Annotated in this window: 20 protein-coding genes; 12 read left to right on the top strand and 8 right to left on the bottom strand. The window is 45.2% G+C overall.

Annotated elements, in window-relative coordinates; all coding sequences use genetic code 11:
* Window positions 1–14: 14 nt before the first annotated feature.
* Genes IPL83_14215 through IPL83_14205 form a run of 3 tightly spaced genes read right to left on the bottom strand, consistent with a single transcriptional unit; the run spans window position 15 to window position 2,709 of the window.
* Window positions 15–422, bottom strand: a complete 408-nt coding sequence (locus tag IPL83_14215; GenBank protein MBK9040292.1) for a (deoxy)nucleoside triphosphate pyrophosphohydrolase — start codon at window positions 420–422, stop codon at window positions 15–17.
* 8 nt (window positions 423–430) lie between these two features.
* Window positions 431–1,447, bottom strand: coding sequence for a quinone-dependent dihydroorotate dehydrogenase (locus IPL83_14210; protein ID MBK9040291.1), 1,017 nt, complete (start codon window positions 1,445–1,447; stop codon window positions 431–433).
* A gap of 5 nt (window positions 1,448–1,452) precedes the next feature.
* Window positions 1,453–2,709: a Glu/Leu/Phe/Val dehydrogenase gene (locus IPL83_14205; protein ID MBK9040290.1), complete on the bottom strand. Its 1,257-nt coding sequence runs from the start codon at window positions 2,707–2,709 to the stop codon at window positions 1,453–1,455.
* Window positions 2,710–2,925: 216 nt separating this feature from the next.
* Between IPL83_14205 and rfaE1 the strand changes: the two genes are divergently transcribed.
* The 8 genes from rfaE1 to IPL83_14165 all read left to right on the top strand — a co-directional run bounded on the left by rfaE1 (window position 2,926) and on the right by IPL83_14165 (window position 12,016).
* Window positions 2,926–3,963 (top strand): D-glycero-beta-D-manno-heptose-7-phosphate kinase, encoded by a 1,038-nt coding sequence (gene rfaE1 / locus IPL83_14200; protein ID MBK9040289.1) that lies wholly within the window; start codon window positions 2,926–2,928, stop codon window positions 3,961–3,963.
* A gap of 89 nt (window positions 3,964–4,052) precedes the next feature.
* A complete protein-coding gene (gene rlmN / locus IPL83_14195) occupies window positions 4,053–5,135 on the top strand; it encodes a 23S rRNA (adenine(2503)-C(2))-methyltransferase RlmN (GenBank protein ID MBK9040288.1) in 1,083 nt (360 codons plus the stop codon).
* Window positions 5,136–5,182: 47 nt separating this feature from the next.
* Complete coding sequence (locus IPL83_14190) at window positions 5,183–6,091, top strand: bifunctional hydroxymethylpyrimidine kinase/phosphomethylpyrimidine kinase (protein ID MBK9040287.1); 909 nt, start codon at window positions 5,183–5,185, stop codon at window positions 6,089–6,091.
* A gap of 141 nt (window positions 6,092–6,232) precedes the next feature.
* A complete protein-coding gene (locus tag IPL83_14185; GenBank protein ID MBK9040286.1) occupies window positions 6,233–7,327 on the top strand; it encodes a hypothetical protein in 1,095 nt (364 codons plus the stop codon).
* A 3-nt stretch (window positions 7,328–7,330) separates the two neighbouring features.
* Window positions 7,331–8,722 carry a diguanylate cyclase gene (locus IPL83_14180; GenBank protein ID MBK9040285.1) on the top strand — a complete coding sequence of 464 codons (1,392 nt, stop codon included), beginning with the start codon at window positions 7,331–7,333 and terminating at the stop codon, window positions 8,720–8,722.
* The gene (locus IPL83_14175; protein ID MBK9040284.1) at window positions 8,722–9,804 is read left to right on the top strand and encodes a metallophosphoesterase; all 1,083 of its coding nucleotides are present in this window, start codon (window positions 8,722–8,724) and stop codon (window positions 9,802–9,804) included. Before IPL83_14180 ends, IPL83_14175 begins: the two co-directional genes overlap by 1 nt.
* Window positions 9,805–9,871: 67 nt before the next feature.
* Window positions 9,872–11,050 carry a glucose-6-phosphate isomerase gene (locus IPL83_14170; GenBank protein MBK9040283.1) on the top strand — a complete coding sequence of 393 codons (1,179 nt, stop codon included), beginning with the start codon at window positions 9,872–9,874 and terminating at the stop codon, window positions 11,048–11,050.
* Window positions 11,051–11,080: 30 nt separating this feature from the next.
* Window positions 11,081–12,016: a GGDEF domain-containing protein gene (locus tag IPL83_14165; protein ID MBK9040282.1), complete on the top strand. Its 936-nt coding sequence runs from the start codon at window positions 11,081–11,083 to the stop codon at window positions 12,014–12,016.
* Window positions 12,017–12,117: 101 nt separating this feature from the next.
* Here the strand turns inward: IPL83_14165 and IPL83_14160 are convergent, their stop codons facing one another.
* Entirely contained in the window at window positions 12,118–12,303 is a 186-nt protein-coding gene (locus IPL83_14160; GenBank protein ID MBK9040281.1) for a hypothetical protein, read from the bottom strand.
* Window positions 12,304–12,328: 25 nt separating this feature from the next.
* Here IPL83_14160 and IPL83_14155 point away from each other — a divergent pair, with 25 nt between their 5' ends.
* On the top strand, window positions 12,329–13,489 hold the full coding sequence (locus tag IPL83_14155; GenBank protein MBK9040280.1) for a hypothetical protein: 1,161 nt from the start codon (window positions 12,329–12,331) through the stop codon (window positions 13,487–13,489).
* Between the two features lie 80 nt (window positions 13,490–13,569).
* Here the strand turns inward: IPL83_14155 and IPL83_14150 are convergent, their stop codons facing one another.
* Window positions 13,570–14,685 carry a LysM peptidoglycan-binding domain-containing protein gene (locus IPL83_14150; protein ID MBK9040279.1) on the bottom strand — a complete coding sequence of 372 codons (1,116 nt, stop codon included), beginning with the start codon at window positions 14,683–14,685 and terminating at the stop codon, window positions 13,570–13,572.
* 172 nt (window positions 14,686–14,857) lie between these two features.
* Here IPL83_14150 and IPL83_14145 point away from each other — a divergent pair, with 172 nt between their 5' ends.
* The gene (locus IPL83_14145; protein MBK9040278.1) at window positions 14,858–19,807 is read left to right on the top strand and encodes a hypothetical protein; all 4,950 of its coding nucleotides are present in this window, start codon (window positions 14,858–14,860) and stop codon (window positions 19,805–19,807) included.
* A 158-nt stretch (window positions 19,808–19,965) separates the two neighbouring features.
* Here the strand turns inward: IPL83_14145 and IPL83_14140 are convergent, their stop codons facing one another.
* The 3 genes from IPL83_14140 to IPL83_14130 all read right to left on the bottom strand — a co-directional run bounded on the left by IPL83_14140 (window position 19,966) and on the right by IPL83_14130 (window position 22,639).
* Complete coding sequence (locus IPL83_14140) at window positions 19,966–20,952, bottom strand: aminopeptidase (protein ID MBK9040277.1); 987 nt, start codon at window positions 20,950–20,952, stop codon at window positions 19,966–19,968.
* 62 nt (window positions 20,953–21,014) lie between these two features.
* A complete protein-coding gene (locus IPL83_14135) occupies window positions 21,015–21,506 on the bottom strand; it encodes a hypothetical protein (GenBank protein ID MBK9040276.1) in 492 nt (163 codons plus the stop codon).
* Window positions 21,507–21,694: 188 nt separating this feature from the next.
* A complete protein-coding gene (locus IPL83_14130) occupies window positions 21,695–22,639 on the bottom strand; it encodes a hypothetical protein (protein ID MBK9040275.1) in 945 nt (314 codons plus the stop codon).
* 88 nt (window positions 22,640–22,727) lie between these two features.
* Between IPL83_14130 and IPL83_14125 the strand changes: the two genes are divergently transcribed.
* Both IPL83_14125 and IPL83_14120 read left to right on the top strand, forming a co-directional pair.
* Window positions 22,728–23,300, top strand: a complete 573-nt coding sequence (locus tag IPL83_14125) for a PilZ domain-containing protein (GenBank protein MBK9040274.1) — start codon at window positions 22,728–22,730, stop codon at window positions 23,298–23,300.
* Between the two features lie 178 nt (window positions 23,301–23,478).
* Window positions 23,479–24,807, top strand: coding sequence for a PhoH family protein (locus IPL83_14120; GenBank protein ID MBK9040273.1), 1,329 nt, complete (start codon window positions 23,479–23,481; stop codon window positions 24,805–24,807).
* Window positions 24,808–24,817 lie beyond the last annotated feature (10 nt).

The raw sequence follows: 24,817 nt of genomic DNA, 5'->3' as shown, positions 1-24,817 counted from the left end.
TGGTGCCTCCGCCGTTAAGGGAGAACTTCACGTATTCTTGGCAAGATCGTGCGATTTGCATCAGGCAGTTCCATCTTGGCCAAATCGCTCAAGGTCACCCATTTGAGAGTCTCATGGTGTATGGGCTTAGGTTCGCCCTTCCAGTACAGGACATCAAAAAAAATCAAAAGAATATTTGTATCTCCATATTGATGTGAAGTTACAAATTGCAGCTCACCAATTTGGGCTTCAATTCCAAGCTCTTCCATCAGCTCACGAGAGAGCGCTTTGGGAGGATCCTCGCCCGGTTCAATTTTGCCACCAGGGAATTCCCAGACGGTGGACATTCCTCCTCCAGCTGGTCGGAGGCCAACGAGAAATTGATTGTTCTTGCGGATAAGCCCAGCAACCACTGGAATCCAATTAGGTCTGCGCTTTTTCATTTAGCTTCCTAACTCTTGATATCGGGATTGAGTGAAGCACGGTAGGCAACCTTCCGAAAAAACAGAGGACCTTCAAAGACCAAGGCCGAATAAACCTGCACAAGATCGGCTCCCATTTTAAGGCGTTCAAAGGCATCCTCTGCGGAAAGGATACCCCCAGATGAGACGATCAGCTTTCCAGTGCGGCGTTCGCCAAGAATTTGAATTGTTGCAGCCAACATTTCTTTGGATTTTTGGGCCAAAGGCTGGCCAGAGAGACCACCTTCGGTTGAAAAATCCAGGCCTTCCCTCATCCCTAAGCTGCTATTGGTCAGCACCCAACCGCTAATATCAAGGTCGAGAGAGATTTCAATAATTTCTCTGAGCTCGTCAACAGAGATATCAGGACTTACTTTCAAAAGGAGGGGGGTTGCTCGATCAATTTTTTTCAATCCGGTAATTTCAGTATTAGCGGCGACGATAGGCTTTAAAAAAGCACGCAAATTTTCCGGTTTTAGAAGGTTTCGCAGGCCCTCAGTGTTTGGGCTGCTAATATTGATGACGAAAACGTCAGCCGATTGACCAACTTTCTCGATGCATTTGATGTAGTCCTCATGGGCCTTCGCGAAAGGGGTATCCTTATTTTTTCCAATATTGACAAAAATAGGTGTGAAGTGTGGTTGATAGAGATCCTTTAGTTGCGAAACAAGAGAGTCCAGGCCTTTGCTGGGAAAACCAAGGCGGTTCCACACGGCCTTTGCCTTTAAGTTTCTTCGAATCACGACTCCCGAGTTACCTGACTGCGAAAGTGGAGTTACTGTGCCCACCTCCAAAAAACCAGGACCCAAGGACCACCATCCATCAATGCATTCTGCATTCTTATCGACACCTCCCGCTATTCCTAGGGGGTTTGAAAAATCAAGGCCACGCCATGTAAAAGGTGCCCAGGTCAGAGTTTGCAAAGGTCTGATGCGAGCGTAGAACTGCAAAAAAAAGGGACTTATGCGATGTGCAAATTGCGGAGGCATCCACAGCCAAGGTTTCAAATTTGCTACCAAGCCTGCCCCCGAAGCAGCATCGCCTTTTCTAGTCGTTTAAGGGAAACGGCCATGGCAGAAATCCGCATTTCTGTGTTGTATTGACTTGAGAATTCATAAACTCGATCAAAGGCCCTATCCATGATTGTTTTGAGTTTACTGCGCACTTCATCTTCTGACCAGAAGAGCCAAACAATATCTTGGACCCATTCAAAGTAGCTGACAACGACCCCTCCGCCATTGGCCAAGATGTCTGGGACGACCATGATTCCTCTCTGGTGAAGAATACGAGAGGCGCCTGTTGTGACAGGACCATTTGCTCCCTCAATGATTATCTTTGCTCGAATGCTCTCCGCATTTTCAAGAGTTATCACTCCGTCAAGGGCGCAGGGGGCTAAGACATCTACCTCAAGTCCGAGAAGGTCTTCATTGGAAATGTGTTCTGCATTGGGGTATCCCTTGAGGAAGTGGTGTTCTTTCACATAGCGAACGACGTCGGCGACATCAAATCCCTTTGGGTTGTAAACAGCCCCCGAAACGTCACTTAAAGCGACGATGTTGGCGCCCAGGGCTGATGCTTCAATAGCTGCGTGCATTCCGACTTTTCCGAATCCTTGAATAGCAAAGGTGGCTTGATTGATTTTGCGATTTTTAGTGTGGAGTGCTTTCTGTGCAATATAAACAACCCCTAATCCGGTTGCAGATTCTCGGCCGAGAGAACCGCCGATTTCAATCGGTTTTCCAGTAACTACCCCCGTGTGACAAAACCCAGCTTCGTTAGAGTAAGTGTCCAAAATCCAAGCCATCGTCTGGGAGTCTGTTCCTACGTCCGGAGCAGGAATGTCCTTGTCTGGCCCAATAAATGGACCCAATTCGGAAGTAAAACGGCGGGTGAGATTTTCGAGCTCTGATTTGCTGAGCGAATTGGGGTCGCACTGCACGCCACCCTTTGCCCCTCCAAGAGGTAGCCCAAGGAGTGAATTTTTAAATGTCATCAAGGCCGCTAAGCCTGCAACCTCACTCAAAGTTACTGAGGGATGGTACCGTAGCCCCCCTTTGAACGGTCCGAGAGTTTGATTGTGCTGCACTCGGTAGCCAGAGAAAATTTGGATCCGGCGATCATCCATCGTAACGGGTATTCCGATAACGATAGCACGGCGAGGCGCCCGCAATCTTTCGTGAACGTTCTGATTGACCTTTATGAGTTTACCAGCATTCTCGAGGATTTCGAGAACGTTGCGGTAAAGCGACCCGTCCGTCAAACCTTCCATTGTTTTGCCCCCTTTTAGGAGATCGAGTTCAAGAGTTTCATGACTTCGGAATACCCCTCGAATTTGCCTCGGCTGCAACTCAGAGACAACCAAAATTTGTTCATCGTTTTAGGAGGTTTGAGAATAGGAACGTCAAAACCCGATCTATAACGCATAACGACTTCCCTCTTTGTGAAGGGTGACTGAAATAGGGATTATGGTATCACTGGGAGCTCTATGAAAGCAGCCGATACAACAGTCAGTGGGAATAGTCTCGACGGAATGAGGGAGAAGATTCTCAGAAAGCTACCTTCTTTGAGAGGGAGGAAGTTGATTGTCGTTGGTGACTTGGGACTGGACCAGTATGTTCATGGAGAGGTTCGCAGAATCAGTCCGGAGGGGCCGGTTCCAGTCTTGGAGGTCGTATCGGAGGATCAACGTCTTGGTTTGGCTACCAACGTGGCTCAAAATATTGCGAGTTTAGGTGGAGTTCCGTTGCTGGTAGGGGTTGTTGGAAGAGATCAAGCCTGTGAAGACTTAAAAGGTCTTCTCACTTCAGCTCGTGTTTCTACAGATTATCTGGTTGTAGATCCTCATCGACCAACCACTCGTAAATTACGAGTGATGTCTGGTCATCACCATCTTGTGCGGGTCGATTATGAACACCGTCGATATTTGGACTTGGAAAGGGAGAACCAGTTGCTGTCGATCGTCGGGGATCTTCTCGGCCAGGCAGATGGGGTTGTTCTCGAGGACTATGCCAAAGGCGTTGTCAGCGAGAGATGCGCTCAGGAGTTGACTAAGATTTGTCGCGGGGCCGGAAAACCCTTGATGGTAGATCCAAACCGACAAACTCCATCGAACTTTTACAGGGGCGCCACTTTGATGACACCCAATCGTGACGAGGCCTATGGATTATCGGGTTTACAAGTCGATGACCTTCAAGACACTCCTGACTTACTTTTCAAGGTCGGAGAGACCCTCGTCAAAAATTTGGGACTTGAGCATTTGGTTATTACTGAGGGCAAGCAGGGAATGAGCTTGTTTACCGAAGGCAGAGTTTTTCAATTTCCAACCTTTGCTCGCCAGGTTTTTGATGTGACGGGTGCGGGGGACACGGTCATTGCTGCCTTGGGACTGGCCTGGGTCTCAGGATTTAGCTTGCCGGAAGCCTGCGTACTTGGAAATTACGCTGCCGGAGTGGTGGTAGGTAAGATTGGGTGTGTGCCTTGTCATACGGAAGAGCTCGTCGAGTACATAAATCAACTTTCTTAAAATTCTGCCTTCGTGTTTTTTTTCTGGTTTTGTGCTAAAAGCCGGTGCTGGCACATTGCACAGTGTTATGTTGTGATCATGAGGGAGTTATGGAAAATTCAACGATATCGGATCCAAATGGTAGTAGGGTAAAGTTCTATGGACTGACTCAGTCTCAACTCGAAGAGCTGCTCATTGGCCAGGGGAAGGAGAGGTTTCGAGCTCAACAATTGTTCCGTTGGGTATATGGCCTGAGGGTTCTTGACGTTGACTTAATGACCAATATTTCTAAGAAGCTTCGGTCACAACTTCCTGAAATATTTGACTTTTCTCTCCCCCAAATAATCAAGGAATGGATGAGCGAGGATGGAACTAAAAAATTTCTTTTTGACATGGGTGAAGGTCGTTCTGTGGAGGCGGTTCTAATTCCCTCCAAAGGCAGGTTGACCTTATGTGTTTCGACTGAGGTGGGTTGCAATATGGCTTGTCGGTTTTGCTTCACAGGCAAACAAAAACTGATTCGTCGTTTGGAAACATGGGAAGTCGTGGGGCAGTTCGTTCAGATTCAGGATCGTTTGTACGGAGAATCGCGACGCATAACGAATGTCGTGTTCATGGGAATGGGGGAGCCACTTGATAATCCGCAGGCCGTCTTTGATGCCATCGATATTTGGCATAATCCCTGGGGTTATAATTTGTCGCTTCGGAAAGTGACAGTTTCAACTTCGGGATTGATTCCACAGATACCTTTGGTTACAGCAAGTGGCGCGCGGTTAGCTGTCAGTCTAAATGCAGTGAGCGATGAAATACGCGATCAAATTATGCCCATTAATAAAAAATGGCCTTTGCGCGCTTTGATTGAAGCCTGTCGCGAGCATGCGAGAATTTCGAAAGACAAAGTGACTTTAGAATATGTCCTTCTTAAGGGAGTCACGGATTCCTTAGAGGACGCACGGCGGCTATATGAATTAACCAAGGATGTTCCTTGCAAGATCAACATAATTCCGTTTAATGAACATCCAAATTCGGGATTTGAGCGACCGAGTGATAGCAGGGTAGTCGCTTTTCAGGAAGAACTGATGCGAAGAGGGGCCCATGTGTTACGCCGCCGAACGATGGGGCGGGATATTTATGCGGCTTGCGGTCAGTTGACGACAGCCAATAAGGAACAGCCTCAACTCCTGACAACTTGAGTCTGATTGAGCAATTGAGAAGGAAAATAGCGGGGAAGGGGATAGTTATGTCAGAGATTTTGGTAGTTGGTAGCATGGCCTATGATACCATTTCGACTCCTGAAGACAGGGTGGAGTGTACACTTGGTGGAAGTGCCAATTATTTTTCTGTGGCAGCCTCGCTATACGCGCCAGTGAATGTGGTCGGCGTTGTAGGGAGCGACTATCGCAAAGAGGACTTCGATTTGTTGTCTGGGCGTTCCATCAATCTTGAGGGCTTGAAGCAAGTGTCTGGCAAAACCTTTCATTGGGAAGGTAAATATGAGCGTGACATGAACGATGCGATCACTTTAAAAACTCAACTTAATGTTTTTGAGGATTTTGATCCGAAACTGCCAGAGTCCTATCGCAAATCTCAATTTGTATTTTTAGCTAATATTAGCCCCGAGCTTCAGTTGCGAGTTCTCGATCAAGTTGAGGATCCGAAGTTTGTGGGATCTGACACCATGAATTTTTGGATCACTTCGAGACGTTCACAACTGGCCGATGTCTTACGTCGCGTGGATCTGTTGTTGCTAAATGAGGCAGAGGCTCAGCAGTTGACAGGCCAAAGAAACACCATTCAAGCAGCCAGAGAGATCGTGGGCATGGGTCCGCGTGGTGTGGTGATCAAACGAGGAGAATATGGATTTGTTCTTTACGCTGAAGAGCAATTTTTTATTCTGCCTTCTTTTCCCATTTCACATGTGGTTGACCCGACAGGTGCTGGCGATACTTTTGCTGGAGGATTTTTTGGCTATCTGGCTAGAATTGGATCTGGGTGGAATTTAAGTCATTTGAAACAAGCTTGCATGCATGGTTGTGTGATGGCGAGCCATACGGTTCAAGGTTTTGGATTGAATGCCATTCGTCACCTCGACTGGCCTATGATCGAGAAACGAATGGCCGAATACCGGACCGTGGTTTCTCATCACTAAAATGAGGTCAGTAGCCTCGCCGTTAGCCTTGTAGAGAAGAGAAAGTGGGGAGGTCTTTTTTCCCTCTTTATGGCTGTTCACTGCGCTTTTTTGGAGGTTGCGTCTTTATCGATTTGCCTGATTTTCCGATAAGTTATGTGAATGAAGGCAAAAAAAGGAAAAGACATTGCGGAGAGCATGATCTTGGATGATCTCTTCGAAGATGGGAAAGAGCCGTTCTCATCTTCGTCAAAGATGGAATCCAATGATCAAAGTAGGCTCAAAAAATCACAGCCACGTCCTCCTGTCACAAAGCGGGAAGGCGATGTGGTAGAGCTTGATATTGAGAGCAATGCCGGAAGTTTGTCCTTAGATTCTAAAGTTGGTTCATTCAAGACGGGGGCTCCGAAAACGAAAGAGGGAACTGCCACAAGTGCTCTAGATAAAACCTGGCAGTTAAATGAATCAAAAATTGTTGCTCAGCCTGAGGTGCCAAAAATCCCGATTGGTAAAGAGGGAAACACGTCTTCGAGCACTTTTATTTTGGCTGAGCGATCAGCGCCTAAAGCCTCAGCAGAAAAGCTACAATCTTCACCAACTGATTCTGTGCGGCAGTCGATAGGAAAATTTGCTGCTGGGCGTACGGGGGGTGGAGCTGTTAATCCGGCCAGCGCCTCACTCGCACAGAGTGAAAACTTGAGGATTGCTCAACAAAGAATCTCGGAATTGGAACAGGTCATGGATAAGATGCGCAATGAAAATGCTAACCTGATAACGGCTGGGGAGATGATTCGAAAAAAGGCCGATGAGCTTGCTGCGAAATCCGAGGCGATGGAAGCAAAATATGACCTCGATATTTCCTCTCTCCAAGACGAAAAAGATATCCTTAAAAGTTCTTTGAACTCACGAGACAAAGACATTGAAAGGCTTAAAACACAGATCGAAGAATTGGAGCTAAGACTCAATTCAACAATGCAGAAGGTGCGAGTGCGAGAGCGTGAGTTAGAAAATCGATTAGAACTTGTGAAAATGGAAAGCTCTGCTGTCGTTCGTACTAAGGATGAATTTGTTCTTGAGCTGAAGCGACAGACCGATCAGCTAAATATGGAGCTAGATAATTATCGCCATAAAAGCGGTGAGTTGAATAAACAATTGGGAGAAAAACAGGAAATGGTGAAGCGCACAGTTAAAGCACTGCGCATTGCATTGACTATGCTTGAAGGGGCCGATGAGGGTTCCGTAAGGAAAGTGAAATAGGGCATGGCACTGACTTGGCTATATTTATCGGATAGGCGTTCACGAAAGTCTCCTTGGCTGGCCTTTCTCAAGAAGGAAGGCTACACGGTGATTCGCTGCGATGATCCCGCGGAGGTGGAGTCCATTGTACGAAAGGAACGCATTGACGGCCTGTTTTTCGATGGAAAATCTGGAACCTCAATCTGGAAGGTGACACTCGCTATCCTACAGAAGTATCCAAGTTTTCCAGCCGCTTTTGCACTTCCCACAAAAGATCTGGGTCGATCTGAATTTGGAGAAGACGAGCTGCGTCTCTTTTTGTTTGAACGAGAATCGAAAGGTCGAAAACGGCAAGTTCTAAAAAATCTCTTGAGTTTAGGATCTCTCCGTCGCCGCTTGCATGAACAAGAAAAGGGATTGCGTAACGCCGTACAAATAAATCCTTTGGCAATGTTTGATAGCTTAGAGATAAATCACATAATCGATAGAATGCTTGGTCATTTTGGACCTTTGATCCCAGCCCGCAATGTGCATTGGATCACTCATTCTGAAATGCTTCGTCTCTTCGGTCTTGATGAGAATTTATATAAGTCAGAGTTGACACATCGATTCATGACGAATCCACTCTTGCGGTCTTATCACGAGGGGGATTTGAGTCGAGTTCACAGCATACTGAGGAAAAATCCGTGGGGAAAATCCGGCTTCAAAGCAAATGAATCATTTTTAAATTGGGAGGCTTTGGGGAAACACCATGCTCTTGTTGAATTGAGAGGAGGAGACGGCGACCATGTCATCGGACATCTCCTTCTCGAGGAAATCGAAGCAGACCATATTGATTTTCTGGCGAGTCAAATTATCGCATCGATGCGATATATCATGCCTTTGCTTGTCATGGGCTTGCGCTGCTGGGAGGCTGAGTCACAAGGGTTTAAGGACATTCTAACGCCTCTGTATAACCAGAAATTTCTGTCTTTGGTAATTGATAACGAGATAAACCGCTGCAAAAGGACGGAGGGAGAATTTACAGTTCTTTTTCTAGACGTTGATTATTTTAAATTAGTTAATGATACTCGCGGTCATTGGATTGGTTCCAAGATTATTCAACAGCTGGGACAAATGCTTTTTGAGAATATTAGGTCTTGCGATTATGGTTTTCGCTATGGCGGTGATGAGTTCGTGATTATTTTAACTGGAACGGGAGCAGAGGCTGGAAAGTCAGTGGCGGAGCGGATTCGTCGCGACATTGCAGACAAGATATTTGAGGTCGACGGCCAGACTCTCTCCGTGACGGTGAGTATTGGAGTTGCCGCCTATCCACAACATGGTCTGACTAAAGAGGAAGTACTCAAAATAGCTGACCAGGCTATGTACTCAGGTAAGAATAAAAGTCGAAATTTAGTGTATTTGGCGAGCTAATGAAAAAGCGAATAAAATTGATTGTAAGCGATCTCCACCTTGGTCTGGGTAGGGTTTTGGAGACAGGGCAAACAAACCCTCTCGAAGAATTCCTCTACGACGAGAAGTTTGTGGAATTTTTGCATTTCTATACGACTGGAAAATATTCAGAATATGAAGTTGAACTTGTTTTGAATGGAGATATTTTCAATTTTCTTCAGGTTGATTATAGAGGACATTTTCTAACAGTTATAACTGAGTCAGTGTCTTTGGATAAAACGAAACGTATTATTGAGGGACACCCCCAATTTTTTCAAGCAATCAAAGATTTTGTAAAAAAAGAGGGTAACGTCGTGACTTATGTGGTGGGGAATCATGACCAATGCATTCTTTGGCCCGGAGTACGGGCCCACCTGAACGAGACTCTAGGAACAACTATTCGGTTTAAAAATATTGTCTACTTTTTTGATGGAGTGCATATCGAGCATGGTCATATGCATGAGGCCGCGAATCGTTTGAATCCACGAAAATTCTTTTTAAGAAGAAATTTACCTGAACCAGTTTTGAATTTGCCCTTTGGATCTCATTTTTTTGTTGAATTTGTATTGAAAATCAAACAACTGTATCCGCATGTGGACAAAATTCGTCCTGTAAACAGGATGATGCGTTGGGCTCTGCTAAATGAAACCTGGTTCACGATAAAGTCGGGGATTGGATTTGTTTTTTATTTTGTGAAGGCTTTGTTTTCAAAGGACCCTCGTCGTAACATTCCAATCAAAAGAATTTTGCAAGTGGTTTTTGAGCGAACAATTTTTCCAGATCTGAGTGAATCGGCCCGCCGCATTCTTTTGGATGAAAGAGTGCATACTGTCATTTTTGGACATACTCATGTTTACCAGTATCGTCAGTGGGGGGCCGAAATGGAATACTTTAATACCGGAACATGGACAGAGATTACGTCTCTTGATATTTCTTCCCTAGGAATGATAACTAAACTCACCTATGTTTTGCTTGATTATCCTGATGATGGAGGGCGTCCACGCGGACGTCTCAAGGAATGGCATGGGTATCACAGAATCGAAGAAGATGTGGCGGTTTCATAAATGATTAAACTAGAGAAAATTTATCCAGAATTGACGTCGGTATTTCGTGAGCAATCAAAGGCTAGCCATGGACAAGCTTTGGCAAAGGAGTGAATTGGGATTTCTCCATTTGGCAGAGAGATCTAGACTCTGGAGCCAGTCCCAAGAAAGGGCCTCTCAACTCAAGCAGGAGGGAGTGCGTCGGGTCGTGTTACTGGGAATGGGCGGAAGTAGCTTGGGTCCGAAAGTTTTTTGGGATTGTTTCGGAAAAGACAAGGGCGAGTTGGATCAGATGATTTTTTTGGATAATCTGGATAGCACGGTCTTTTATCGAACCCTAAAAGAGCTGAAAAATCCGAGGGAAGTCCACTTTGTCCTTGTTTCAAAGTCAGGAACGACCTTGGAAACCTTGGCGATGGCGGATTTCATTGATATTTTTTTAAAGGACCACGGGAGTGAGTTGAGCTCCCAGTGCACGGTTGTTTCAGAGGTAAGATCGAATAGCCTCTCTGATTGGGCGAGGTCTCATCACATACCGATTCTCGAGATTCCAGAAGATGTTGGGGGTCGGTTTTCTGTGCTTTCTCCAGTGGGTTTGCTGCCAGCGGCCTTAATGGGATGTTCTCTAGAGGATATTCGAGCAGGTATGCAATGGACAAAGCAAGCAACAGGCTTGGTGGAAGATTTGGTTGCTGCTGCTGCAGAGAGCATTAAACGCAGAGATCAGGCACTTTATTTTTGGCCCTATTTTCAGGGATGTGAGGTGTTTGGCGGATGGTTTCAGCAGCTGTGGGCTGAATCTCTTGGGAAGTCTGTGCGAAGAGATGGCAAACAAGCTGACATGGTCGCTGTTCCCGTGCCAAGCCTTGGGCCTCGTGATCAGCACTCGACTCTTCAGCAAGTCATGGAGTGTCCTCAACCAAGGTGGGTTTGGATTCTAAAAAATAGAAAATCAGAACAGGATGGGCCCCGACTGAAGAAGAGTCTTTTTGGGAGCAGTGAGCTGCGCGTTGGCAGAAATATGAATGAATTGGTCTTGGCGCAGGCCGACGCAACGCAGTCAGCTTTGATTCAAAATGGGATTCCAATCATATCCTTAAGCCTCTCTGAACTTTCACCGAAAACAATAGGCGCCCTATTTTTTCTCATGGAGTTGGTGATTGGTGGAGTAGGTGAGATCATGGGCATTAATGCTTTTGATCAGCCTGGTGTCGAGTTGGGAAAAAAGTTGACCAAAGAGCTTTTGATGAGAAGGGTTGGCGAATAGAAAAAAATAGTTTTTTTGAATTGGAAGTCTATGGGTCGTGGTAAAGATGATGAAGAAGCCCCTCTCGACAAAACCAGCGTGGTTCAGAGTGAGACCTTTAAGGTTCGCCTGGCCCAGGCTGGTCAGGCACCTCCGTCTCTGATACTTCTTGTGGGGCCTGCCAGTGCTGTCGGGAGACAATGGCCCATTGAGGACACCGACCGAATTCTGGGTCGTGCAGCTACGGCCCATGTTTCTGTGGATGACCGTAGCGTGAGCAAGTCACACTGCAAGCTAATTCTGTCTAGCGGGGACGTCTCGATCATTGATTTGGATTCTACAAATAAAACAGTGATAAATGGTCGTGTCTTGACGCCATTGGTTCCTCACAAGTTGGTGAGCAATGATCAAATAAAAACAGGGAACGTGATCTTTAAGTTTCTAGAGAGAGGAAACATAGAAACTGTTGCGACGGGCATGACTTATGAAAAGGCCCATACCGATGCCCTGACGGGTATTGCCAATCGTGGTGGATTAAATTCTCGGGCCATGGATTCGTTTCGTCGCTCGGACTTGCTGGGAGTTCCTTTTAGTATTGTAACTTTTGACATCGATCATTTTAAGTCAGTCAACGATTCCTTTGGCCATCCGGCGGGCGATCATGTTTTGGTGGAAATCTCTCGGGTCATTCGTGACAAGCTCATCAGGGAAGGTGACTTCTTTGCTCGCGCAGGGGGTGAGGAGTTTTGCCTGATTCTGTTGGGTAGCGGGCTTAATCAAGCTCACGAAATTGGGGAGAGGATCAGACACACAATTGAAATACATGAATTCTTGTTTGAGGGGCGAAAGATTCCAATTACAATATCGGCAGGGGTTGCAACCAGAAATCCTCAGGACAAGACCTGGGGCGATGTCTTTGAACGTGCGGACAAAGCTCTCTATGTATCGAAAAGAGCAGGGCGAAATCGTGTCCATGTAGGCACCTAAACTTTACCAGTCACTTGATTGTTGATCCAAACTCCAAGGGCGCCTCGCTGAAGCAGATCTCAGGAGTCCAGGATCTTCAAACATACGTCCGGCAGCAGCGCTCACGTTGTGAGCACTGCACCAAGCCGAACTCGATCCTGAACCCCTGAGATCTGCTTCAGCGAGGCGCCCTTGGAGTTTGGAACAACAATCAAGTGGGCCAGTTCAATCATGACAACTCTATTTTTTACTTTTGTCCCTTTTTGTTCTTGGCACTGGTGTTGCACAAAAGGCCGCAATGGCTTCATGTAACCCTGCCTCATAGGATTTTGAATGGACTTCATTTACAAGCGTTTTCCGTATTGTTCTGTGCGCGTGATAGCCTTCATATTCGCCACATGTTCCTTGAGTGGAATCTTGGCAAACGAGAAATTCTTACAGAATCCTGTTCCAGAAAAATATCAAGGGCCACGCTCTTGCCGGGCTGTTTTGAAGTTGCATTCTGCTGCGGAGGCTCCCGCTCAACCGATTGGAATTGTGCCACAATTGACGACATCCTTTCGTCATAAGGTTATGCTTTTGGAAAGAATAGCCCGATCCTTGGGGGGGATCTATTCTCATCAAAGTATGCGGGAATTTATGCGCAAAAATAAGCAGGACTTTGTAAAGGCCGATTCATCTGCTTCAGCAATATTGCTCTATTTTCGGCAGACCAATGGAGTATTTCCAGACTCGACAGAGCTTTTCTTAAAACTGAGTCAATATATTCGAATAAGAATTCTCAAGGGTGTACAACTGGGTGAGGGAATCAAGTTCCTCCCACAGATGAAGATCTCTTCTAGAGACTTTTCGGTTGCCGAATTGAGTCTGACTTTGATGGAGATCTATCTAACACAAATTCAACTTCATGGTTTGACCTTGGACTTGAGTCGAAATCCACTATCTGTTGACCTCATCGGTTTTGCAATGGGTCGTGGCCAAGACAAAATGGAGCTTGTTCAGGAAAATTTCGATGAGAATTTTTTAAAAAAAAGAATCGAAGCTGCTGAAAGACGAGCTTACCAGGTCGTAACGGACCAGGCACCGAGGGAACTCCTGGGGCAAACTTCGCGGCATTTCAGGGAAAGACTGATGTTTGCCTCTCTGTGGGCCTCGGAGCTTCGTCACTTCGTAAAGCAGCAGTCTCAGCTCGACGATATCGTAGTAAATTCTATTCTTTCTCTTTATCTCGCAATTGATATGGAATTTCGCCAAGTCATTTCAAATTTGATCTCCTGGTATCAGAGTGATTCTGCTGATCAAGATATCGTGAACGCAATCTTAGCTTATTTTGAGTTTTCAAGAGCCTTTGGGAAGATATCTCCAGACAATCAGGCGATCATCCTAAAGCTGCAAGAGGACGGAAGACTTCCTCAGAAGCCTTCATTGAAGGAGCCTCGTCACCAAGATCAAGATTATGGTCATGAAATGATGAACTTATTCTTCGAATTTTGATTTTGGATCCCGTTCCTTTTCTAACGGCACGCAATTAATCATCGAAGCAAGTAATTGATGTAGGATATCCAACGCACCTGCTAATAAAAGGCAAAAGACATTCTAAATTCAATGGCTGAGAAAAAAAATCTATTTCTTCCAACGTCCATCTGCCCAAAAGCTTCATTGAACATTGAATAGCGAAACTCTTGCCATTGGCCGTGCCAGAAACTACCCAAACGCCAATGATTTCCCCAATGGTAGTTCGCGCCAATTGAACCATCGAAGGCAAATTGATTGTTAAACTTTACTAGATCCGAAGTGGTGGACTGAGAGACAGGATATTGGTATCTTAGTAAAAATTCAGCTGTCCATGTGGATGAAATTTCAAACACGTTATCGAGGCCAATGGAGGCCATATAAATTTGGTGTTTTCTTACATCAGCTGAAGACGCCGTTGGAAGTTGAACATATGGGAGATCATGGTATTGCATCCCTGCTCTGGCTCGGAGGCGAAATCTGCTAGGAATGTGTCTGTTTATTTTGTAAGTCGCTTCCAGACTTTCATTTGCCCAGGAAAACTTGCCATTTGTAACAAGATTGGTGGAAGAATTGATCTCTCCAGGATAGGAGGCATAAACTGCGTCAATTCCGAATTGATTGTGCCATTCAATGCCACCTCGAATCGAGAAACTGGAACTCAAAAAACTGGAGTATTCTAGGCTTTCCATTTCGTTTCCATTTTGGGAAAAATTTAAAAAAGTGATACCAGTCCCAATCGCAATATACCTAGATAAAACCTGAGATGGAGACAATGGTGAAGTTAAAATGGGTCCAATTTTAGCAACTGGATTTTTTGGGCACTTGTCCGCCAATTGGGGCGATTCCGGCGATTGACTTGATTCGCCTGCCCTGGAATCGATGAATTGAATTTCATTTATTTCAGTTACCCTAATTAAACCCAATGAAATTCCTTTTCCAACCAACCGACTAGAAAATCTGATTTTTTGACTTGGATAAATAACATTTAGATCTAGAATAGATGGATTGAGTCTCTTCAATCGATGAATTGAACCATTCTTTTCGTAGATTGGTTTCAAGCCAATTCGATGAAGAATTCTCGATATGACATCATTTTTTTTGACTACGTAAAAATAGAACTTACTGGCGGCTGAACTTTTGATGCTAATAATCAAAACAAGAAAAGCTAGACTCATTTTGAGAGATTTCTTCGGGATGAGCCTCATCTACTTGTATCGGAGTTTAAATAGATCCCTAAAAGAGCCAGGTCTATTTTTAATACAGCGTCGAGCAGGTGTTTATTGCATTTTTAAGACGCTTGGTTGATTCTGGCACGTTCAAGACTTTCGTCTGATGTCCCGATAAGCGATGATGCTTGCAAATACCTCCCGTTTTTTGGCAATGCTACTTTGTGCTGCCGTCCTAGTGATGTCGTTGGGATGCAAGTCTAAAGATCTGACCTTTAAGTCATCGGTATCTGATACCATTAGCGGATCGATCTCCAGCTTTTCCAGTATGAGCGCAGAATCTGCAGATTTCAGCTCTCAATCCACTTGTTTAGGAAAATTGGCCAGTTTGTACTCTTTAGATGATCATGGGAAAAAAAGTGCTTTCCTCTTAGAAACGCCCATTGAAAGCTCAGGCAGTTTTGTTTTCTCTGGACTTCATCGTCTCGGAATAGACCTATCGAGGGAGTCGCAGGCCACTAAATATCTGATTGAGTTTTCTTGCGGGACTTCTATTTTTCAAAGATTTGTGACTGGCACATCTGATCAGAATTTAAGTAATGGCACGACTCTGATGGCTTGGATTTCTTTGACTGATGCTTCGGCCTTGGTTCGACAGAGAGCGGCTCAAGATTGGATTGATTTCTATCAAGCCCTAGAACGAGCTGGCTCTTTAACTGAGGCGTTTTCTACGTTAAATTCAAATCCCTATTTAACAGCAAAGTTTCAAACTATTTTTGGCTTGGATCCGAGTGTTTTAGAGGATGCCGTACCCAATGTAAAGTCGACCAGCGTTCCGACAACCTTCAGTGAAGAAATTGGGCAGACGATGTCGGTTCAGGCAACGCATTGGTCCCACAATTATACCCTGGCTTACGCTTGGAAATTGGGCTCAATCACACTTTCTAACTCCTCTAACTTTACGTTTACCCCATCAGCTAATTCTCAAGGGTCTCACATGATACAGCTTTTTATCGGGCGAGATAATGGGTTGGGAAGTGTAGATACCTCTAAAGCCTATAGGCAAGAAACTTTCCCAATTTTGATCCAGAATTCAATACCTCCTGTTTCGCCCAGTGTTTTATTGGCTTCACCCCAATACACATCGAGTCTATTAGCCACCATAAGCATGGCGACGGGGTCTCTTGTTGACGGACGATCTCAGAACTGCAGAAGTTTCTCCAATTTGGCACTGGTTGAAGAAAGTTTTCCCGCCTTCGGCATAGCACCGCTTCTTTCTAGCTCCTATGATATTGACTGCACAACTGCGTCTCAACAAGATGTCAACTTCAACCTCTCAGGAACTGATGGTATTCGAGTCTTGAGGCTCTGGGCGCGAGATGCTGCTGGCAACATCTCCTTAGGTTCTCAAGACGTCACTCTGGTTTTAGACCGAGTGGGCCCATCGATTGCTTTGATGAGCCTCAATGGGGGAGAAATTTTGCAGGGAGGAAGCGATGCGATGATCTCTTGGACTGCCACAGAGATCAACCCTGCTGGCAATCCCATTAGCATCGATTACTCGACAGATAGCGGATCCTCTTGGAATTCATTAGCGGCTGGTGTGTCTAATTCAGGCAGCTACAATTGGACGGTTCCGGCAATAGATTCAACCACCATAAAAGTTCGGATAACCATGATCGACTTAGCTGGGAATACTGGTTCTGTCCAGTCTTCGACAGATTTGATTATTGATTCAATACCTCCTATTGCTCCGGTTATTGTCAGAAGCTCAGCCCAATATTCAAATTCCACCTCGGTGGTGATCTCAGTTATCTGCGATAGCGAATATGCTGGAATTCTTTTTTCAAGTTCGGCGACGGCTCCACTAGCCACGGACAGTGGCTGGACATCTTGTGTATCCACTATGGCGTTCTCGGTACCTTCTGGAGATGGGGCAAAAACAGTCTACGCCTACTCCAAGGATTCTGCGGGAAATATTTCCTCATCAAATTCAGTTACCATGACTCTTGATCAAACTAGCCCTATGATCACCCTGACTAGCTTTAATTCTGGGTCATTTAAGGGTGGAACTACTCAGACCGTCACCTGGACGGCCACCGATACCAATTGGGGCTCACAAACCATTGATATTCAATACACTGAAGACAATGGAACCAACTGGATTCCTCTGGCAATGGGCACAGCCAATGATGCAAGTGAAAACTTCATATTGCCAAGCCTAAATACGGATCAATTCCAGATTAATGTGAGCGGATGCGATACAGCAGGAAATTGTGCCTCAGCCATATCCAGCGCCAGTTTAACAGTTGATAGCACATCTCCGAGTTTGAATCCTGCCTCGATGACCATCAACGGTGCTCCATCTGGTAGCACTCCCCTCTCCGTGAGTAATTATGTTCAAGTGAGTTTGGCTGCGACTGACACTCACACCAATATATCTCACTTCTGTCTAAAAGTAGGAGATGTCTCACTCCCTGCACTCAATGCTACCTGTTGGGTAGCTATTTCTGCTACTCCTCCGGGCTTGACTCCAGCGAAATCTTTGAGCCTTAGTAATTTTAATTTCCTTGTTGGATTCACTCCGGGAGTGAATTCCATTAGAGCCTGGGTGCGAGATGAAGTCGGAAATGTTTCCACACTTACAAATTCTGGCTTAGGGACTGCTGGCCAGGATCTTGCCGATGTTAACTACAGCCAGGGTGCTCCACCTTTAGTCATCAATGTTCAAGCCACTGGATCAGACACTCCCTCAAGTCCACTGGCTCATGGAGACATCAATGTCTCGCCCGCTGCCAATTTATTCATTAAATGGCAGGCCTCTTCCTCGATCGGATTTGACCCCACTCCCATCTCCCTTTACTACACGATCAATGACACGACCTATGTTCCTATTGTCCTGAGTATTCCAAATTCCAGCAACGGTGGATGTTCTACTGATGGATCTCACAACGGCTGCTACCTATGGGACTCTGGAGTCCCCGTTGGTAGCTACTTTCGCATTCGAGTCGTTGCCACCGACCTAAATGGTGTAAACACAGCCAGCCCTTCACAGGCTCTTAATAGCTATCCCGTTAATTTTCTCGCTGGAAACCTCGACCCGGGAATTAATGGAAGCGCTGCCTCCGCCGTGTTCTTCAATGATAAAGTGCAAGCCATGGTATCGGATCCTCAAAGCTTCGTAGTCACTGCTTCGGGGGTTTTCTATTTTCGAGATGTCTATCGCGGTATTCTGTACGTCAATCCTGCTGACGGAATTCAAAAGCTCCTAATTCCGACAACGGGAGTCGCCAGCGGCGACGGTGGTCCGATATCCAGTGCGACATTAAAGAAACCCTTTAAAATTGCTCTCGATTCTCAAGAAAGGCTCCTCGTTTTTGACGATACGAAAATTCGTCGAATTGATACGAATGCCAATCCCATGACAATCACAACGATCATTGGAGGAGGAAGCTCCACAAGTGATATCGTGGCCCCATTATCTGCTAAAATTAATAACCCCGGCAACTATGCAACTTATACGGCCGCAGGACAGATGCCACTTATCGCGCTTCCAAATGGTGATATCTATTTTCAATCTGAAACTACCTCTAGTAGTTCAAGAGTACGAGTCTATAAATCAACCTTAGACCAGGTCGAAAGCATTTATCCCTCAGGGCTCGGCACATATGGACAACCTAGTTATGATGTTTCTACCTGTGGCGTTCACAACTTTACTCTCTCTTTTGATCCAATCTCTTCCGCTCTAACAAGCATGCAAATGGTTTGCTACGGCAACCCAAGTTATCCAAATGTCAACTTAAATCCAAGCACTGCCGTTGCCAATGGACCCCATCCTGCAAATGCATTTAATAACTACAATGTTCAGAAAGTTGTATCCTCCAATGGAAAGAGCTATGGCTTTTCTAAACATGGGGCAAAAATTTACGAATTTGATTCACAATCTAAAACTTGGAATACTCTGGCAGGCACTGGAGATTTAGGAAGTTGCAACGATGGAACTCCAGCTCTTTCTTGTAAATTTTTATTATATGATGTTTTTATTTCAGCAACGGGACAAATATATTTTATTGATGCCGGTCGTCTTCGAACTATTGACGCGAACGGATTGGTTCTAACCATTTTTGGGCAATCCTTAAGTTTTGGTGATGGGGGCCATCCTCTTTCAGCAAGATTTGATCGCATCAATAGCCTCGATCAAAGTGCCGACACAGGACCCATCGTGATACTCGATCAAATTGAGTATAGAATGAGAGAATTTTTGATTGGAGGTACCATTTCTACCATCGCGGGAAATGGAACAAACGCATATCCAAATACTTCCAGTCCAGCAAATACTCAGCCAATTGTTCTGACTTCTGCCGGACCCTACTGGGATGACTTTCGAGTTGATTCAAATGGGAACGTCTATTACCTCCTAAATGGGGGGATTGGGAAGCTGGATCGAGGCACTGGCAAGTGGAGCCAACTTGTTGGCGGCGGTGCTACAAATTATGCCTTAGCTGACGGTCTCGACGGCTCGAATATAGCGGGTAATGGTTATCCAAACGTCGTCATTGGATATGATGGGACAAATATTTTGTCTGCGAAAAACAGTTGGAATGGATCATCTCATTCGGACGCATTCTTAAAACTCTATAATAGCGTGACAGGAAATCAGTCTTCTTTAGCTGGCATTCTTGGCCCTGTTCCCAACAATTCGCTTTGCGCAGATGGAACTCCACTCTCTGCATGCGCTATCACTGGCAGCTACGGCTTAAAGAATACACGTGCAACCTGGGACACTTTTTCAAATACGTGGTTGCTATTGACAAATGGAACGAACTCAATCCGAACCCTTCCCCCCAACGGCAATATTGGCACATTGACATCACTGTCCAGCCCTGCCTCCTCCTTTGCCTATCGTCGCAATGCGGGGTTAACAGTGAATATTGTGTACTACTGCTCGACTACCGATAAAAAAATTCACAAAAAAGATATCAATGGCGCCACTGATATCCCCCTCAGTTGGCCGGTTGCAACAATCGGTTGCACGGGAAGAAGTCTGATCTACAATGCGACCCGCGACAGTCTTATTTTTCCGGTTGAGCAGGGAGGACTATTTGGAGTAGTTGAGTATTTGTCTCCTTAATATAGAACATACATAAGACTACAAGTTATGCCTAGAGCGAGTTCAGCGATTTAGTTTGCAATTTCGGCGAGCTTGCCACAGCGTTTTCACCTTGGAAACCCTGATTTTTATCACGTACTCAGTCAGAAGAATGACCACTTCAAAAATGAAATCAACCCTCACAGAGAGATAATATAATCTTCGAGTTTTGCTTTTGGATCCTGTTCCTCTTCTAACGACTTGCACAGCTTCAGAAAATCGGAAAAATTCCGGTTGAGTTTATCAAAAGTTCGCTCAAAAACTGATAAATCATAGACGTAGGTTTTGAGGGCGAGCAATTTGGCGTTATTTAATTCTTGCTGGCTAAAGAATTTGAAATTTTCAGTTTTCATCTGTGGCAAGATATTGGATTTGAAGCGCTCATTGATCTGTCGAAGACGGATTTTTTTTGCGTCGGTGTTCAGGGAGGATCTTTCGGTCTGATACCATTTGGTGAGTTCATCGATTTCCTGGCTTATGAAATCTGAGAAAATTTTTTCGTCCTGAGATTCTTTAGAGATCAATTCCAGAGTTTGAGAGTGGTTGCCTTCTCTTGCACGATAAAAGAGTTCAGTGCCGGTATTGCCAATAAATGTTGCCAATTGTTCGTTAAAATCAGCCTGACTTTTTATATAAAGAGTCGTGTGAACGGTTTCGTGTATGATTAAGTTGACCAAATCATGATCAGAGTAATTCATCATCGTGTTGAGAATTGGGTCTTCAAACCATCCAAGGGTTGAATAAGCGGTGACACCTCGAACATAAGTGTCAAAGTTTTTGTCCGAGAAAATTTGTGCTTCTTGTTTTGCTTCCTCTTCTGAAAAGAAACCCTTGTAGGGGAGGCTTCCGACGATCGGAAATCTCCAAAGATGGTGTTTGAGTTCGAAGGCGGGAGAGGCGTGAACAATCCAAGACACATAGGGTCTGCCTATGTCTGAGTAGGTCGTGTAGTTTTGAGTTGATTTGAGTCCCAAACTTTGTTCAGAGAAATGGCGCGCGTCGAGTGCCAATCTCAATTTATGTTTGGTGTTTTCGTTGAGGTTTTGATTTTCTAGCGCCCTATCGATGCTCACCCGGGCATTGAGTATTTTGGCCTGGTTGTAGGCACTTTTCATATAATATGTGATCTGGCAGCTACTCAATTGAAAGACAAGCGAGGTGAGACAGGCAAATCGCAGTGAAAACCACATCAAAACATCCAGGAGATTCCGGCTCGGCCGGCATAGTCGATGGAGGGCTTGCTTTCAGAAAGAGGACTGGTCCAGGCATCCACTCCAACTTTTATCGAGAAGGCTTTGCCGAGAACTATTTTGAGTCCGAGACCGGCGCTGGGAACCACTCCCGTTGGAGATTCAATTTCTGAGGCATCAAGGCCTTCTGGTTGCCGCACTATTTTTTTCGAAATACGGGCACCTCCAATTTTAATATAGGGCTGGAGGCTTGATTGTTGAGAGGCGAGAGTGATCACCAGATCCAGTCCGATAAGCCGAAAAGTGGATCTTGTAATCACCTTTGTGTCATCAACAGGCTTCACACTCAGAAGGGAAGAACCCTCGGTATAGCTCAATTCAAGTGCTGACATTTCCCAAAAATAGTAGCTGACGGTACCTGTGTAGCTGGTGCTCTCCTGGAAGTTATTCTCGTCTATCGTGGACCTTCTGAAGGTCGCTGAAGTGCCCATTTCTATAACTCCCGCTTTTGCCGAAAAACAAGAAGTAATGAAGAGAAAAAGGAAGAAATAAAAGAGCGCTTGGGAAATCCTCATGGTGATATTTTACCAAAAGCAGAGCAATACAGGGGTCCAGAACATTGTGCTCTCACTCCATTCAAGCGCAATGTCTAGGCAATAAATGCCCTTGAAAGAGGGAATCATCGCTCTTCGCTCTGTCTCACAAAATATCGGGGTTGCCATTCGACTCGAAAGGAATAAATAAGATGAATCAGACCGTCCTCCTTGATCATTTCTGAAGGTGGATTTAAAAAAGGAGCTGATTTGGAGAAGGCCAAAATAGCAGTCTGATCCAGGCCTTTGCTTCCAGATTCCTTATTTATCAAAATATTCTTGAGATACCCGTCAGACTGAAGAAGGACTTCGACGACTGTTATTCGTGGGACAAGGGCGAGTTTACTTAAATCACTGGCGCTCAGAGAGGAGGAATATTCGGCCATGGCATTCACCCAGCGAGAGCGCACTTGTTCGTTTACCCGAGCAAAGAAGGTGTAGTAGAGAAATTGATCTGTGTTCAAAGAGGTGAATTCTCCCTCTCTTACATTTGGAATGTACTCTCCGTTTGTGGAACCTCCGAACGCCAAGGTTCTTGATGAAGAAATACCTTCCTCAGCTGATCTCGGAGTTAGGTGAAGCGGTCTTGAGTCTTTGTGAATGAACAAATCTCCCTGAGGCTTCAGATCCTTCCAGTTTTTAAAATAATTTGTTTGAAGTTTTGAGGTTTCTGTTTTTTCAGATTTTTGCGGGGAATTGCGGGCAAACGGGTGCCCGGGGGGGCGATTGTGAGAAGGACCGTTGAGGCGAGCAACCGATTCCTCTTTCACTCGGCGAGTGAATTTTGAGAGAAAGCGGGACCTATCTGTGATTTCTTTTTCGAGAACACCCAAATCTGGATCAGTAACGAAAGACTGTTTTTTGGATGAGGAGGGAGGATGACTGTAGACGACTTCGATAGGGAGACTTGGTAAAAATCTGACAGGAGTGGGTAAATGAAGGGCTCCAAAATAAACACCGATATGAATAAAAAGGCTGAGAAGAATCCCAGTACATAAAACAATCACCTGAAAGGATTGGTGTTTTCTCAATACAGGACTCCGTTCATGACAGCAATATATCGAAGACTCCGCTTAAAGTTGAGACAATTTCTGCCGATAAGGAGAGAGTGGGGGTTACATGAGACCTAAAGCGAGTAATGTCATAGATTTAGCGAAAAGGCGTCAGACTAGAAAAAAGTCTAAAAAAAGGGATGAGTTCCCGGTCAGCAACGAAATAAACCATACTGAGAACCAAATTCTCAGCGAAGAACAGGCCCCTATCGTGGATATGACCGTGCGGCGAATCGAGCAGATCCAAAAGGAGCGACGCACAGTAAAGCGCACAATACTGACTGAGTTTATTGGCGCATTTGCGGTCTTGCCTCAAATGGGTCTCATGAAGGTCTCTCTTTATGATATTTCAGAGAATGGAATGTCATTTGACGTGGAAATGGACCTCGGAAAATTTGCCAAGGGCGAAGAAATTGCCATGCGAGTCTACCTCAACCAATACACTTATTTTCCTTTTGTGATCAAAGTGAGAAATCAGCGACAGGAAGGCCCAGAAGGAGTCTTTCGTCATGGAGCTGATTTTGTAAAGGGTTCCGTTAATGACGTTGCCTTGGGTCATTTTGTCAAGTTCATAGAAACCGTTTCGGCTAGCTTGGAGAGGGACGGGGGAGATGTCATGGTCTCCAATCTCAAGGAATAGCGATAGGCCTCGAATCAGTTGATATTTTCTGCGCTAAGGCTGTTGTACGTAGCTCATTCGTATCACCATTTTCCTTTATTTTTCCATATACTTATATAAGTAAATAAGATCGAATGGAAGCAGCTCCGCGGACTTGGTTGCGGAACGGATGGCAGTTGGTCAACTTGGGAGGTATTTCATGGCAATTGAGGGGCGTGCAAGTCGTAAAATTGTTCTCGATACCAATGTGATTTTATTTGATGCTCTGGCGATCACAAAATTCAAAGACTCGGATATCTTCATTCCATTTTCCGTTATTGAAGAAGTTGACCGATTCAAAAGAGATTTGGGAGAGAATGGGCGCAATGCCCGCCACTTTTCTCGATTTATCGATGTTTTGAGAAGCCAAGGACCTTTGGCTAGCGGAGTCTTGCTAGAAAATAGCAAAAGTTACGTATATGTGAGCACTGATATGAGCCTTGAGGGCATGCCTCCAGAGCTTGACAGTATGAAAGCTGACAATCGGATTTTGGCAACAGCTCTGAGTTTGCAACGAAAATTTCCGATTGGTCAGGTCGAATTGGTCACAAAAGATATCAATCTTCGTATCAAGGCAGATGTTTTTGGTATCAATGCCAAGGATTACGATCCAGATGAGACCTCATTTGAGGAGATGTACACTGGGGTCAAGGAATTGGAGGTAGATCCTCTTATCATAGATCGTTTTTATCGAGAGAAGTCAGTTGTATATGAAGGAACTCAGAAGCTACATTCGAATCAATATGTGGTAATGAAGGATTCCTCGAACCCAAATCATAGCGCTATTGGCAGATTTAGCGGACTTCAAGGAAGAATTGTTTCGCTCATCTGTCCCACCGAGAGTATTTGGGGTATTCACCCTCGAAATGTAGAGCAGAGTTTTGCTTTGGATGCACTGCTCAATGACGAGCTCTTGTTTGTTTCACTTGTCGGTAAGGCGGGAACTGGAAAAACTCTTATGGCGATTGCAGCAGGTCTTCATAAAACCCTGGATGACGGATATTTCCAAAGGTTGTTAGTGAGCCGACCGATCTTTCCGATGGGTCGAGATATCGGGTATCTTCCGGGGGACGTGGAGCAGAAACTCAACCCCTGGATGCAACCAATTTTTGACAATGTGGAGTTCCTTTTAGGTGCTGATAAGAAGGCGGCGGGTCGCGCTCAAGAGTTGATCAATCAGGGTATGTTGAATATCGAACCTTTGACCTATATCAGAGGCCGCAGTATTCCGAACCAGTACCTTATTGTTGATGAGGCGCAGAATCTCACTCCACATGAAATCAAGACTATTATCACTCGAGCTGGGCAGAAGACAAAAGTCGTCCTGACAGGCGACTGTTATCAGATTGATAATCCTTACGTCGACTCTGCTAACAGCGGTCTGACTTATGCGGTGGAGCGATTCAAGGGTCAGCACATCTCGGCCCATGTCACCCTGACTAAGGGCGAGAGATCTGAATTAGCGGAGCTTGCCGCCAATATTCTATAGAAAGATATCG

The sequence above is a fragment of the Bdellovibrionales bacterium genome, from assembly GCA_016716765.1.
Taxonomy (GTDB): Bacteria; Bdellovibrionota; Bdellovibrionia; order Bdellovibrionales; family UBA1609; genus JADJVA01.
This window is presented reverse-complemented; position numbering and strand designations above follow the sequence as displayed.

Excerpts from the sequence above, each read along its gene's own strand:
- IPL83_14135 (MBK9040276.1), bottom strand. The coding sequence starts at position 21,506 with ATGGGCACTTCAGCGACCTTCAGAAGGTCCACGATAGACGAGAATAAC.
- IPL83_14125 (MBK9040274.1), top strand. The coding sequence starts at position 22,728 with ATGAGACCTAAAGCGAGTAATGTCATAGATTTAGCGAAAAGGCGTCAG.
- IPL83_14185 (MBK9040286.1), top strand. The coding sequence starts at position 6,233 with ATGAAGGCAAAAAAAGGAAAAGACATTGCGGAGAGCATGATCTTGGAT.
- rlmN (MBK9040288.1), top strand. The coding sequence starts at position 4,053 with ATGGAAAATTCAACGATATCGGATCCAAATGGTAGTAGGGTAAAGTTC.
- IPL83_14170 (MBK9040283.1), top strand. The coding sequence starts at position 9,872 with ATGGACAAGCTTTGGCAAAGGAGTGAATTGGGATTTCTCCATTTGGCA.
- IPL83_14120 (MBK9040273.1), top strand. The coding sequence starts at position 23,479 with ATGGCAATTGAGGGGCGTGCAAGTCGTAAAATTGTTCTCGATACCAAT.
- IPL83_14165 (MBK9040282.1), top strand. The coding sequence starts at position 11,081 with ATGGGTCGTGGTAAAGATGATGAAGAAGCCCCTCTCGACAAAACCAGC.
- IPL83_14190 (MBK9040287.1), top strand. The coding sequence starts at position 5,183 with ATGTCAGAGATTTTGGTAGTTGGTAGCATGGCCTATGATACCATTTCG.
- IPL83_14145 (MBK9040278.1), top strand. The coding sequence starts at position 14,858 with ATGATGCTTGCAAATACCTCCCGTTTTTTGGCAATGCTACTTTGTGCT.
- IPL83_14175 (MBK9040284.1), top strand. The coding sequence starts at position 8,722 with ATGAAAAAGCGAATAAAATTGATTGTAAGCGATCTCCACCTTGGTCTG.
- IPL83_14205 (MBK9040290.1), bottom strand. The coding sequence starts at position 2,709 with ATGGAAGGTTTGACGGACGGGTCGCTTTACCGCAACGTTCTCGAAATC.
- IPL83_14150 (MBK9040279.1), bottom strand. The coding sequence starts at position 14,685 with ATGAGTCTAGCTTTTCTTGTTTTGATTATTAGCATCAAAAGTTCAGCC.
- rfaE1 (MBK9040289.1), top strand. The coding sequence starts at position 2,926 with ATGAAAGCAGCCGATACAACAGTCAGTGGGAATAGTCTCGACGGAATG.
- IPL83_14180 (MBK9040285.1), top strand. The coding sequence starts at position 7,331 with ATGGCACTGACTTGGCTATATTTATCGGATAGGCGTTCACGAAAGTCT.
- IPL83_14155 (MBK9040280.1), top strand. The coding sequence starts at position 12,329 with ATGGACTTCATTTACAAGCGTTTTCCGTATTGTTCTGTGCGCGTGATA.
- IPL83_14160 (MBK9040281.1), bottom strand. The coding sequence starts at position 12,303 with ATGAAGCCATTGCGGCCTTTTGTGCAACACCAGTGCCAAGAACAAAAA.
- IPL83_14215 (MBK9040292.1), bottom strand. The coding sequence starts at position 422 with ATGAAAAAGCGCAGACCTAATTGGATTCCAGTGGTTGCTGGGCTTATC.